Raw genomic sequence first — 12326 nt, 5'->3', positions numbered from 1 at the left:
GTTAGCTGTTCACCCGGCCGAGGTAGTCGCTCGAGCGAGTGTCGACCTTGATCTTCTCACCGGAGGTGATGAAGAGCGGGACCTGGATCTGGTGACCGGTCTCCAGCGTGGCCGGCTTGGTGCCACCGGTGGAGCGGTCGCCCTGGACGCCCGGCTCGGTCTCGGCGACGGTCAGCTCGACGGCGGCCGGCAGCTCCACGAAGAGCACCTCGCCCTCGTGCTGCGCCACAACGGCCGTGAAGCCCTCGATCAGGAAGTTCGCCGTGTCGCCGACGGCCTTCGGGTCGATGTGCAGCTGGTCGTAGGTCTCCATGTCCATGAAGACGAAGTATTCGCCGTCCTTGTACGAGAACTGCATGTCGCGCTTGTCGACAGTGGCCGTCTCGACCTTGACACCGGCGTTGAAGGTCTTGTCGACCACCTTGCCGGAGAGCACGTTCTTGAGCTTGGTGCGCACGAATGCCGGGCCCTTGCCGGGCTTGACGTGCTGGAACTCGACGACGGACCAGAGCTGGCCGCCTTCGAGCTTGAGCACCATGCCGTTCTTGAGGTCGTTCGTGGAAGCCACGGTTGCGGAATCTCCTGGACTGACGTACGACCCCGGGGGCGCGCGCTAGAGCGCGAGCAGCTCCTTGGTCGTGATGGTGAGTAGCTCGGGTCCGCCGTCCGCCTCGGGGCGTACGACGAGCGTGTCATCGATCCGGACACCACCCCGGCCCGGGAGGTGGACCCCCGGTTCGACGGTGACCGGCACGCAAGCGTCCAGTTTACCCATGGCCGCGGGAGCCAACTGCGGGTCCTCGTCGATTTCGAGCCCCACGCCGTGCCCCGTCAGCGCCGGGACGCCGCTCCCGTACCCGGCGGAGTCCAGTACCTGGCGCGCCGCGCGGTCCACGTCCCGGTAGGCGGCTCCGGGCGTCAGCGCCTGCCGTCCGGCTCGCTGGGCTGCGAACACCAGATCATACAGCTCGATCTGCCAGTCGGCCGGAGAGGTGCCGATGACGAACGTACGGCCGATCTCGCAGCGATAGCCGCGGTACGTGGCCCCGAGGCACACGGAGAGGAAGTCACCCTCCTCCACGCGCCGGTCGGTGGGGCGGTGGCTGCGGCGGCCGGAGTTCGGTCCGGTGGCGACGGAGGTGGTGAAGGCGGGTCCGTCGGCACCGTGGTCGACGAGGCGCCGCTCCAGTTCCAGGGCGAGGTGGCGCTCGGTGCGGCCCACCAGGATCGACTCCAAAAGCTCGCTCAGAGCCTGGTCGACGATCTCCGCTCCGATCCGCAGTAGGGCGATCTCCTCCTCGTCCTTCACCACACGCAGTTGCTCGACGGCGCCGCCGAGGTCGCCGAGCCGCAGCCTCGGGGCGACGGAGTTCATGGCCCGGTACCGGCCGACGGTCAGATGGTTCTCCTCGACCGCCAGGGACTCGGCGCCCTGCGCGGACGCGAGGTCGGCCGCGGCCACGGCCGTGTCGCCTGCGGGTACCGGCAGCACCTGCACCCGCACCGCCTCGTCCGGCCGTCCGTCGGCGTACTGGTCGTCCAGCGGTCCGGTGCACACCAGCACGTCCTGGTCCATGCCCAGCAGCAGGACCGCACCCTCGGGCGCGGCGCCCGAGAGGTAGCGGACGTTGGCAGGGCGGGAGATCAGCGCGGTCGCGCTGCCACCCGCGCTGCAGCATTCTCTCAGCCGCTCGCGGCGGGCCGCGTACACCTCTGACATGACCCGAGCCTACGAGCGTCTGCCGGATGTCGCCGGTCCAGAGGTCCGGACGGGCGGCGGGCACCGTCCGATGGAATTCCGCGCGTGTCGGGTCACCGCGCAAAGGCGGACGAAATCCCTTGGGGACCCCTGCCGTGGTGCGTCGGGGAGCGGCCGGCCCCTTCCTGCCGCACGCCGGGCGCGCGACCTGGCCGAAGGCCGCCGCCGCCCGCAGCTCGCCCTCCGCGTCACCTCACCACGTCGGTGGGCTCGCGATCGAGCGCACCAGGACCTCGTCCAGAACCCGGGCCGTGCCCGGCACGTCGAGCTGGGAGTTGTCGATGATCGGCAGCCCCGAGCCGTACCAGCCGGCCATCCGTCCGTGGATGCGGGCGACCTCCTCGTCCGTCAGGCGGCGGTTGCCGGTGCGCTCCGCGTTGCGCTCCAGGACCACCTCCAGACCGGGCAGCAGCACGACCGGCAGCAGACCGGGTCCCACGTGCCGCTTCCAGCCGCCGAGACCGACGACGGGGCGGTCGGGAAAGACGGCGTCGTCGAGGATGCACGAGATGCCGTTGGCCAGGAAGTTGCGGGCCGCGAAGCCGCAGGTACGGCGGGCGAGACGATACTGCGCCTCCGAGTTCTCGTTCCACCCCGACTGTGGGTCGGCGAAGCCCGAGCGCACCCATTCGCGCACGTCGTCGAGGCTGATGTGGGCCGTGGGGACCCGGCGGTGGTCGGCCCAGTACTTCGCCACACTCGTCTTGCCCGCGCCCGCCGGGCCGATCAGCAGCACGGCGAGTGTGGTGGACGAGGGATCGGGCGCCCCGCTGGCCGGCGGGGCGCTCGGTATGCCGACCGGGCCACCGGGCGGAAGCCGGACGTGGCCCGTCGTGTCGGGAGCCGGAGGAACCGGCGGCTGCGGAGGCGGGACGTGGGTGGACGGTGCTCCCGGGGGCATCGGCGCTCCCGCGAAGCCCGGCGCCGATGCGGGCGGGGGCTGCGGAGCGGGTACCGGGTGGCCGCCCGGCTGTCCCGGCTGGTGTGCGTCCGGTGACCAGTCGGTCCCCGGACCCTGCCCCGGCTGGTGGGGCGGCGGCAGCGGAGCTCCCACTGCGTGCTGCATCCGGTGCCACTCCGTCTCGTCGTCTTCGGGGCTCGGCTCGCCTCCGGCTCGCTCGCCGCTGTGGCGATCGCCGCCGGCAGCGGGCTTGACACCCCGCTCCCTACCGAACGGTACCGTCCCCGGCCGCCGTTGTGTGAACGGCCGGGGAGCGTCCGAAGTGCCCGTCGCCGTGGGCAAATCGGGTCAACCGCGCCGAGGGGAACGAGTCGCCCGCCGGACCGACCGGGGGCGCGGCTGCCGCCTGAGGGCAGGCGCCGCTACTGCCCCACTTCGCCGAAGGCGGCGAGCAGGACGGCCGGGTCCGGGCCCTCCAGCACCGTGGGCTTGGCCAGGCCGTCGAGGACGATGAAGCGCAGCAGGTCGCCTCGGGACTTCTTGTCGAGCTTCATCGTCTCCAGAAGCTTGGGCCACTGGTCGTAGCGGTAGTGCAACGGCAGTCCGACGGCCTCGAGGACCGCACGGTGGCGGTCGGCGGTCGCGTCGTCCAACCGGCCCGCCAGTCTGCCGAGTTCGGCGGCGAAGTGCATGCCCACGGCGACGGCCGCGCCATGGCGCCACTTGTACCGCTCGTTCTTCTCGATCGCATGGCCGAGCGTGTGACCGTAGTTGAGGATCTCGCGCAGACCCGACTCCCTCAGGTCCGACGAGACCACCTCGGCCTTGACCTTGATCGAGCGCTCGATCAGCTCCGCGGTGTGCGGGCCCGCCGGGGTACGGGCGGCCTCGGGGTCCGCCTCGATCAGCTCCAGGATCACCGGGTCGGCGATGAAGCCGGCCTTGATGACCTCGGCGAGTCCGGACACGTAGTCGTTGACCGGGAGAGAGTCCAGCGCGGCCAGGTCGCACAGCACGCCCGCGGGCGGGTGGAAGGCGCCCACCAGGTTCTTGCCCTCGGCGGTGTTGATGCCGGTCTTGCCGCCGACCGCCGCGTCGACCATGGCCAGCACCGTGGTCGGGACGGCGATCCAGCGCACCCCGCGCAGCCAGGTCGCGGCGACGAACCCGGCCAGGTCGGTGGTCGCGCCGCCGCCCACGCCGACGATGACGTCGGTGCGGGTGAAGCCCGACTGGCCGAGCGCCTTCCAGCAGTAGGCGGCGACCTCGACGGTCTTCGCCTCCTCGGCGTTCGGGATCTGGATGGCGATCGCCTCGAAGCCCTGCTCGGCGAGGTCGGCGCGCAGCGCCTCACCCGTCTCGGTCAGCGCCTCGGGGTGGATCACCGCGATCCGCTTGGCCCGGTCGCCGATCAGGCCGGCCAGTTCACCGAGGAGCTGACGGCCGACCAGCACCTCGTACGGCTCCGTGCCCGCGGTGCCACCGACCTGGATCCGCGTCACTGCCTCGCTCATGCTTCCTTCAACTCCAGTGCGTCCAGGGCGGCTTGACCGACCTCTTCGGGGCTGCGGCCATCGGTGGCCACCACGGCCGTCGCGACCTCCTCGTAGAGATGGCGGCGGGCCTCCATCAGTTCGCGCCACTGACGGCGCGGGTTGACCGCGAGCAGCGGGCGGGCCACGTTCAGGCCGGTCCGCTTGACCGCCTCCTCGACGTCCATCGACAGATAGACGACGCGGTGCCCGCCCAGCAGGGCACGCGTCTCCTCGTCGAGGATCGCGCCGCCCCCGAGGGCGAGGATCCCGTCGTGCTCGGCCAGCGCCGTGTGCACCGACCGCTTCTCCAGGGCGCGAAAGGCCGACTCCCCCTCGTCCACGAAGATGTCGGCGATCGAGCGGCCCTGCTCGGCGACGATGTCCTCGTCCGTGTCACGGAAACCCACACCGAGCCGCTCCGCGAGGAGTTGCCCTACCGTGGACTTGCCCACGCCCATGGGGCCGACCAGGACCACCAGCGGCGCGCTCACCGGATCGCCAGGCTCTCGAGGTAGGACCGCACGTTGCGGTGGGTCTCGGCCACGCTGTCGCCGCCGAACTTCTCCGCCACGGCATCCGCCAGGACGAGCGCCACCATCGCCTCCGCGACGATGCCGGCCGCCGGGACCGCGCACACGTCGGAGCGCTGGTGGTGCGCCTGCGTCTGCTCACCCGTGGCCACGTCCACGGTCCTCAGCGCGCGCGGGACGGTCGCGATCGGCTTCATCGCGGCCCGTACCCGCAGCAACTCGCCCGTGGACAGGCCGCCCTCGGTGCCGCCGGAGCGGCCCGTGGCGCGCCTGATGCCCTCCGGGCCCGTGACGATCTCGTCGTGCGCCTTCGAGCCCGGCACCCGGGCCAGTTCGAAGCCGTCGCCGACCTCGACGCCCTTGATCGCCTGGATGCCCATCAGCGCAGCCGCCAGCCGCGAGTCCAGCCGCCGGTCCCAGTGCACGTGCGAGCCCAGTCCGACCGGCACCCCGTAGGCCAGTACCTCCACCACACCACCGAGGGTGTCGCCGTCCTTGTGTGCCTGGTCGATCTCCGCGACCATCGCCTTCGACGCGTCCGCGTCCAGGCAGCGCACCGGGTCGGCGTCCAGGCGCTCCACGTCCTCGGGGGTCGGGTGGACGCCGTAGGGCGCCTTCGCCGAGGCCAGCTCGACGACGTGCGAGACGATCTCGATGCCCGCGGTCTCCTTCAGGTACGACCGGGCCACCGCGCCCAGCGCCACCCGGGCCGCGGTCTCCCGGGCCGACGCGCGCTCGAGGATCGGCCGCGCCTCGTCGAACCCGTACTTCTGCATACCGGCCAGGTCGGCGTGTCCGGGGCGCGGCCGGGTCAGCGGAGCGTTGCGGGCGAGGCCGGCCAGCACCTCCGGGTCCACCGGATCGGCCGCCATCACCTGCTCCCACTTGGGCCACTCGGTGTTGCCGACCATGACCGCCACCGGGGAGCCCAGGGTGAGGCCGTGCCGCACCCCGCCCAGGAAGGTGACCTCGTCCCGCTCGAACTTCATCCGGGCACCGCGCCCATAGCCGAGCCGCCGTCGTGCCAGGTGGTCCGCCACCATCTCCGTGGTGATCGGCACGCCGGCGGGAAGACCCTCCAGCGTCGCGACAAGTGCGGGGCCGTGGGACTCCCCCGCGGTCAACCAGCGCAACCTGCTCAACGGTGCTCCTCAGTGCTCGCGCTCTGGTACTGCCCTGCGTACGCACGTCCTCGCGTACGGCGACGGCACGACCGAGTGCGCGGCTCCGGCCGGCCATCTACGATCCTCCCACGTCCGGCGCCGGGAACAGCCCCAGGTCCAGCAGGCGGACGTGCGTGGGCCCTGCGTGGGGCCCGCTTCCGTCACCTTCGGCGGGCCGCCAGGGCGTGCTCCCCCGCCGTGCGCATGGCGTCCGCAGGGGCCGGGGCACAGCCGGTCATCTGCTCGACCTGGAGCACGGCCTGGTGCACCAGCAGGTCCAGGCCGCCGACGACGGCGCCGCCGTACATCGACCAGCGGGCCGCGAGCGCGGTGGGCCAGGGGTCGTACAGCACGTCGAAAAGGGTCGTGGGACGTTCGGGGACGGCCGCGGCCAGCGCGTCCGTCGTACCGGCGGGTGTGGTGGCGACGACGAGCGGGGCGCGCAGCGCCCGGTCGGCCTGCGACCAGTCCGCGGTGCGGACGTCGACCTCGAGCCGCTCGCCCCACTGGCGCATCTCGGCGGCCCGCGCCTCACTGCGGACGTAGGCGACGACCTCGCCGGTGCAGATCCGGGCCAGCGCCGCCAGCGCGGAGGAGGCGGTGGCGCCGGCACCGAGGACGGCGGCGGAGTCGACCTGCTCGATGCCGCGCTCGCGCAGGGCGGCGACCATCCCGGGGATGTCGGTGTTGTCCCCTAGGCGTCGTCCATCCTTCGTGAGTACGACGGTGTTGACCGCCTCCACCGAGGCGGCGGTGTCGCTGATGGAGTCGAGCAGCGGGATGACGGCCCGCTTCAGCGGCATGGTCAGCGACAGACCCGCCCACTCGGGACCGAGCCCCTCAACGAACCCCGGCAGCGCCGCCTCGTCGATCTCGAACCGGTCGTAGGACCAGTCCTTCAGCCCGAGCTCGTCGTACGCGGCGCGGTGCAGCACCGGCGAGAGGGAGTGGGCGATCGGGGAACCGAGGACGGCGGCCCGGCGCCGGTCGGCGGTGTCCGTCATTGACTCTTCTTCTGTGATTTGAAGTACTTGTCGCGGTTGCGGTTCTGCTCCTCGTTCGTCTCGGCGAAGAGGGTCTCGTTCTCGTTGATCGAGACGAAGTAGTACCAGTTGCCCTTCGCCGGCTTGAGGGCGGCCTTGATCGCCACGTCGCCGGGGTTGTCGATCGGTCCGGGCGGCAGTCCCTTGAACTTGTACGTGTTGTAGGGGTTGTTGATCTGCCGCAGCGAGTCGACGGAACCGGTGTCGAGCTTGGACTGGCCACGCAGGTAGTTCACCGTGGAGTCGAAGTCGAGCAGTCCGTAGGTCTCGGTGTTGTCCGGCTTGAGCCGGTTGTAGACGACCGTCGCGACCTTCTCGAAGTCGTGCTTGTACTTGCCCTCGGCCTGGACGAGGCTCGCGACCGTGAGCACCTGGAGCGGATTCTCCAGGTTGAGGCTCTCGGCCTTGGCCTCTATGCCCAGTGCGGCGTACTTCTGCTTGGCCAGGTCGACCATCTGCTTCAGGACGTCCTCGGGCTTCATGCCCTTGGCGACCGGATAGCTGGAGGGATAGAGGAATCCTTCCAGCGGGTCCTGAATGGCCTTGTCGCTGTTGGCCCAGTCGGGAAGGCCGAAGCTCTTCCACTCCTTCTTGGCGACGCCCTCGGTGGTGCCCGCCTTGAGTTTCAGACGCTCGTCGATCGCCGTGTAGATCTTCGTATTGCGCCAGCCCTCGGCGATGATCAGGTTGTTCTTGCTCCTGGGGCTGAGCATCAACTCGACGGCCGCGGCCGCGGACATCTGTTTGTTGAGCGTGTACGTGCCCGCCTGGATGCTCTTCCCCGCGGAGTTCTGCTCCTGCGCGGCCACGAAGGCGTCGACGCTCTTGACGACACCCGCCTTCTTCAGCACCTGTCCGATGACGGAACCGGTGGCGCCCTGCGGGATGGTGACCGCTACCTGCTGGCCGTTCCCCTCGCCCTCGTAGTCGGGCGCCGGACCGAAATGGCTCTGATAGAACTGGTATCCGACATATCCGACACCGCCCACGCCTCCGCCGAGCACCAGCACGACCGCCAGGCAGGCGCACCCGTTGCGGCGTTTCTTGCCCGTGCCCTTGTCGCCGCGCCCCTTGCGGCCGTCGGCCGCCTCGTCATCGGCGTCGTCATCGTCGTCGCCCGCGAAGAAGGCGTGCTCGCCCTGGTCCGGTCCCGGGTCCCAGTCGGTCTCGGGCTCCGGTTCCGCCCGTCGCCGGTTCGGCGGCTCGGGCGGCGGATACGCGTCCGGGGTCTGGTAGAAGTCCGGCTGCTCGGAGCCGTACGGGGCCGACGGACCGTTCGTGTAGGGCGCGCCGGACTGACCGCTCGGGTCCCAGCCGGCGTTGCCGTGACCCTGCTGCGCCTGCCCGGGGTATTGCTGTCCCTGCTGCTGGCCGTACGGCTGTCCCGGCTGCGGGTACTGCTGCTGCCCCGGCTGCGGGTACTGGGGCTGACCGTGCTGCTGCCCGGCCTGCGGATACTGCTGCTGACCGGGCTGCGGGTACTGGGGCTGTCCGCCCTGCGGGTAGTGCGGCTGACCGTGCTGAGGATACTGCTGCTGACCCGGCTGCGGGTACTGCTGGTACCCCTGCTGCCCCTGGTCGTATCCGGCCTGTGGGGCGCCGCCCCAGTCGCCGTAGTGCTGTTGCGGCTGCTCCGGGTGCTGCTGCGGCTGGCCGCCGTAGGGGGGCTGGGGCACCTGGCCCTCATGCCCTCCCCATCCGCCGTCCCCGTACAACGGGTCCTCCGGATCCCACGGTGCGGAGCCTTGGCCCCGGCCATACTCAGTCATCGATCCCCTAGAGCCTCGAAGCGACGGTCGCAGGCTCCGGTGGCCCGGCTTCCGTTCCGCCCCATTGCCGTGCGACGGCTGTTCGAACACCATCGCATCGCGCGGAACGTTACCGTATCGCGATCAGATGACCACTTCGACGCCCTCGCCGGGTGCTTTACCTGACACTCGCTCGGATTCCAGCGCCTGCTGGAGGATGATGACAGCCGCCGCCTGGTCGATCACCGACCGGCCCTTCTTGGACTTCACACCCGAGGCGCGCAGTCCCTGACCGGCGGTCACCGTGGTCATCCGCTCGTCCACGAGCCTGACCGGAACGGGCGTGATCAAACGCGCCAGTTCCTGCGCGAAACCCCGCACCTTCACGGCGGCCGGACCCTCCCCTCCCTTCAGGGAACGGGGCAGGCCGACGACGACCTCGACCGGCTCGTACTCCTCGACGAGCTGCTTCAGCCGGCGCTGGGCCGCCGGGACGTCCCGGCCGGGGACGGTCTCCACCGGGGTGGCCAGGATCCCGTCGGGGTCGCACGAGGCGACCCCGATCCGGGCGTCACCGACGTCGATCGCGAGTCGGCGTCCTCTTCTCATACCGGTGCCGATCCCTACTTGGCGGTCTCGGCGACCAGGCGCTCGACGGCCTCGACGGCCTCGCCGACGGCGCCGGGGTTCTGGCCGCCTCCCTGCGCGACGTCCGGCTTGCCGCCACCGCCGCCACCGAGGGTCTTGGCCGCCGTGCGGACCAGGTCACCGGCCTTGAGGCCGCGGTCGCGGGCGGCGTCGTTCGTGGCGATGACCGTGAGGGGCTTGCCGTTGTTCACGGTGAACAGGGCGACCACGGCGGGCCGTCCCCCCTGGATCCGACCCCGCACGTCCAGCACCAGCTTGCGCAGGTCGTCGGGCGTCGTGCCGTCCGGCACCTGGCCGGTGACCACGGCGACTCCGCGCACGTCCTTGGCGGACCCGGCGAGCCCGGCGGCGGCCTGCAGCACCTTCTCGGCGCGGAACTTCTCGATCTCCTTCTCGGCGTCCTTCAGCTTGCCGAGCATGCTGGAGACCTTGTCGGGCAGGTCCTCGGGGCGGCCCTTGAGCAGCTCGGTCAGCTGGTTGACGACCGTGTGCTCGCGGGCGAGGAAGTTGTAGGCGTCGACGCCGACCAGGGCCTCGATACGGCGCACGCCCGAACCGATCGACGACTCGCCGAGCAGCTTGACCAGACCCAGCTGGGCGGTGTTGTGCACGTGCGTGCCGCCGCACAGCTCCTTGGAGAAGTCGCCGATGGTCACCACGCGCACGCGCTCGCCGTACTTCTCGCCGAACTCGGCGATGGCCCCCTGCTTCTTGGCCTCGTCGATGCCCATGACCTCGGCCTGGACGTCCAGATCGCGGGCGAGCACCTCGTTGATCTTCTGCTCGACGTCGGTCATCACGGTCGTCGGGACGGCCGACGGGGAGCCGAAGTCGAAGCGGAAGCGGCCGGGCTGGTTCTCCGAGCCGGCCTGGGCGGCCGTCGGGCCGAGGGCGTCGCGCAGGGCCTGGTGGGTCAGGTGCGTGGCCGAGTGGGCACGGGCGATGGCCTTGCGGCGGCGGGTGTCGATCGAGGCGTGGGCCTTGGCGCCGACCGTGACCTCGCCGACCTGGACCACGCCCTTGTGGACGTAGACGCCGGGGACCGGCTTCTGCGTGTCACGGATCTCGATCACGGCACCGGAGTCCGCCTTGATGCGGCCGGTGTCGCCGATCTGGCCACCGCCCTCGGCGTAGAACGGGGTGCGGTCCAGGACGATCTCGACCTCGTCGCCCTCCGTGGCGGCCGGGGAGGTGACGCCGTCGACGAGGATGCCGACGATCGTGGACTCGCCCTCGACGTCCGAGTAGCCGATGAAGTCGGTCGCTCCGGCGCTGTCGGCGATCTCGCGGTAGGCACCGAGGTCGGCGTGGCCGGTCTTCTTGGCCTGGGCGTCGGCCTTGGCGCGCTCCCGCTGCTCCTTCATCAGACGGCGGAAGCCGTCCTCGTCGACGCTCAGACCCTGCTCGGCGGCCATCTCGAGGGTGAGATCGATCGGGAAGCCCCAGGTGTCGTGGAGCAGGAACGCCTTGTCGCCGGACAGGATCGTGCCACCGGAGGCCTTGGTCTCCGTGACGGCGGTGTCGAGGATGTTGGTGCCCGCCTTCAGCGTCTTGAGGAAGGCGTTCTCCTCGGCGACGGCGACCTTCTCGATGCGCTCGCGCTCGCTGATCAGCTCGGGGTACTGCCGGCCCATCATCTCGATCACGGTGTCGATCAGGTCCTTGACCACCGGGCCGGTGGCGCCGAGCAGGCGCATGTTGCGGATGGCACGGCGCATGATGCGGCGCAGGACGTAACCACGGCCCTCGTTGCCGGGGGTGACGCCGTCGCCGATCAGCATGGTGGCGGTGCGCATGTGGTCCGTGACCACGCGCAACGAGACGTCCGACGCGTGCGAGTGGCCGTAGGCGACACCGGTGAGCCCGGTGGCCTTGTCGATCACGGCCATGGACGTGTCGATCTCGTACATGTTCTGCACGCCCTGCAGAATCATGGCGAGCCGCTCCAGGCCGAGCCCGGTGTCGATGTTCTTGCTCGGCAGGTCGCCGAGGATCTCGAAGTTCTCCTTGCCGATGCCCTCGCCGCGCTCGTACTGCATGAAGACGAGGTTCCAGATCTCCACGTACCGCTCGTCGTTGACGGCGGGACCGCCCTCGGCGCCGAACTCGGGGCCGCGGTCGTAGTTGATCTCGGAGCAGGGGCCGCACGGTCCGGGCACGCCCATGGACCAGAAGTTGTCCTTCATGCCCAGGCGCTGGATGCGCTCCTTGGGCACACCGACGACCTCGTGCCAGATCTGCTCGGCCTCGTCGTCGTCCTTGTAGACGGTGATCCACAGCCGTTCGGGGTCGAGGCCGTAACCACCCTTGTCCTGGGGCGAAGTGAGCAGCTCCCAGGCGAGTTTGATGGCGCCTTCCTTGAAGTAGTCGCCGAAGGAGAAGTTGCCGCACATCTGGAAGAAGGTGCCGTGCCGGGTGGTCTTGCCGACCTCTTCGATGTCGGGCGTGCGCACGCACTTCTGCACGCTGGTGGCGCGCGCGAACGGCGGCTTGACCTCACCCAGGAAGTAGGGCTTGAAGGGCACCATGCCGGCCGGGACGAGCAGCAGAGTCGGGTCGTCCGCGATGAGCGACGCCGAAGGGACGACGGTGTGACCGCGCTCCTCGAAGAAGCTCAACCAGCGGCGGCGGATTTCAGCCGACTCCATCAGTGGTCCTCATTCCGGTTGTTCGAGTACATCGGGGGCTCGATGTACTTGGGGCTGTTGCGGTTCTCGATGGCGGCGTGCCGCCGGGGTGCCGGGAGTTGGTCGACGGACGCGTTCAGGCCCAGCGCGTCGTCGAGTTCGGCCTCCCGCTGGGCCATGCCGGCGCGGACGTCGGACGCGAAGTCCGCTGCGCGGTCCTTGAACCGGTGCCCCGCCTCCAGCGCCTTGTTCGCGGCCTGAGCGGCCAGGCTCTCGGGCGTCAGCTGCCTCAGCTTGCGGTTGACCTTGGTGGTGGCCCAGACACCGGCGGCGACGCCCGTGGTGAACCAGAACGTACGGCGGAACATCGCT

General features: G+C 70.4%; 11 protein-coding genes. All 11 read right to left on the bottom strand.

The window, feature by feature from the left end; translation table 11 throughout:
* Nucleotide 1: 1 nt before the first annotated feature.
* Nucleotides 2-568 carry an elongation factor P gene (efp, locus tag RCR19_RS30575; protein ID WP_331268049.1) on the bottom strand — a complete coding sequence of 189 codons (567 nt, stop codon included), beginning with the start codon at nt 566-568 and terminating at the stop codon, nt 2-4.
* A gap of 45 nt (nt 569-613) precedes the next feature.
* The gene (locus RCR19_RS30570; RefSeq protein ID WP_331268048.1) at nt 614-1720 is read right to left on the bottom strand and encodes an aminopeptidase P family protein; all 1107 of its coding nucleotides are present in this window, start codon (nt 1718-1720) and stop codon (nt 614-616) included.
* 232 nt (nt 1721-1952) lie between these two features.
* Complete coding sequence (locus tag RCR19_RS30565) at nt 1953-2825, bottom strand: Pro-rich N-terminal domain-containing protein (protein WP_331268047.1); 873 nt, start codon at nt 2823-2825, stop codon at nt 1953-1955.
* A 257-nt stretch (nt 2826-3082) separates the two neighbouring features.
* Entirely contained in the window at nt 3083-4174 is a 1092-nt protein-coding gene (gene aroB / locus RCR19_RS30560) for a 3-dehydroquinate synthase (protein ID WP_220294801.1), read from the bottom strand.
* On the bottom strand, nt 4171-4686 hold the full coding sequence (locus RCR19_RS30555) for a shikimate kinase (RefSeq protein ID WP_107116470.1): 516 nt from the start codon (nt 4684-4686) through the stop codon (nt 4171-4173). The genes aroB and RCR19_RS30555 overlap by 4 nt, the downstream gene beginning before the upstream one ends.
* Nucleotides 4683-5867, bottom strand: coding sequence for a chorismate synthase (gene aroC / locus RCR19_RS30550; protein ID WP_331268046.1), 1185 nt, complete (start codon nt 5865-5867; stop codon nt 4683-4685). The genes RCR19_RS30555 and aroC overlap by 4 nt, the downstream gene beginning before the upstream one ends.
* A gap of 182 nt (nt 5868-6049) precedes the next feature.
* On the bottom strand, nt 6050-6892 hold the full coding sequence (locus RCR19_RS30545) for a shikimate dehydrogenase (RefSeq protein WP_331268045.1): 843 nt from the start codon (nt 6890-6892) through the stop codon (nt 6050-6052).
* The gene (gene mltG, locus RCR19_RS30540) at nt 6889-8700 is read right to left on the bottom strand and encodes an endolytic transglycosylase MltG (protein ID WP_331268044.1); all 1812 of its coding nucleotides are present in this window, start codon (nt 8698-8700) and stop codon (nt 6889-6891) included. Before mltG ends, RCR19_RS30545 begins: the two co-directional genes overlap by 4 nt.
* A gap of 123 nt (nt 8701-8823) precedes the next feature.
* Nucleotides 8824-9288, bottom strand: a complete 465-nt coding sequence (gene ruvX, locus RCR19_RS30535; protein WP_059125552.1) for a Holliday junction resolvase RuvX — start codon at nt 9286-9288, stop codon at nt 8824-8826.
* A 14-nt stretch (nt 9289-9302) separates the two neighbouring features.
* Entirely contained in the window at nt 9303-11975 is a 2673-nt protein-coding gene (gene alaS, locus RCR19_RS30530; RefSeq protein WP_331268043.1) for an alanine--tRNA ligase, read from the bottom strand.
* Entirely contained in the window at nt 11975-12322 is a 348-nt protein-coding gene (locus RCR19_RS30525) for a hypothetical protein (protein WP_331268042.1), read from the bottom strand. Before RCR19_RS30525 ends, alaS begins: the two co-directional genes overlap by 1 nt.
* Nucleotides 12323-12326: the final 4 nt, after the last annotated feature.

Origin of the sequence: Streptomyces sp. WAC07094 (assembly GCF_036320405.1) — a bacterium.
Classification (GTDB): Bacteria; Actinomycetota; Actinomycetes; order Streptomycetales; family Streptomycetaceae; genus Streptomyces; species Streptomyces lannensis.
This window is presented reverse-complemented; position numbering and strand designations above follow the sequence as displayed.

Bases quoted from the DNA above. Each gene is read 5' to 3' on its own strand.
- RCR19_RS30570 (WP_331268048.1), bottom strand. From the start codon at position 1,720: ATGTCAGAGGTGTACGCGGCCCGCCGCGAGCGGCTGAGAGAATGCTGC.
- RCR19_RS30565 (WP_331268047.1), bottom strand. From the start codon at position 2,825: ATGCAGCACGCAGTGGGAGCTCCGCTGCCGCCGCCCCACCAGCCGGGG.
- aroB (WP_220294801.1), bottom strand. From the start codon at position 4,174: ATGAGCGAGGCAGTGACGCGGATCCAGGTCGGTGGCACCGCGGGCACG.
- RCR19_RS30545 (WP_331268045.1), bottom strand. From the start codon at position 6,892: ATGACGGACACCGCCGACCGGCGCCGGGCCGCCGTCCTCGGTTCCCCG.
- mltG (WP_331268044.1), bottom strand. From the start codon at position 8,700: ATGACTGAGTATGGCCGGGGCCAAGGCTCCGCACCGTGGGATCCGGAG.
- ruvX (WP_059125552.1), bottom strand. From the start codon at position 9,288: ATGAGAAGAGGACGCCGACTCGCGATCGACGTCGGTGACGCCCGGATC.
- alaS (WP_331268043.1), bottom strand. From the start codon at position 11,975: ATGGAGTCGGCTGAAATCCGCCGCCGCTGGTTGAGCTTCTTCGAGGAG.
- RCR19_RS30525 (WP_331268042.1), bottom strand. From the start codon at position 12,322: ATGTTCCGCCGTACGTTCTGGTTCACCACGGGCGTCGCCGCCGGTGTC.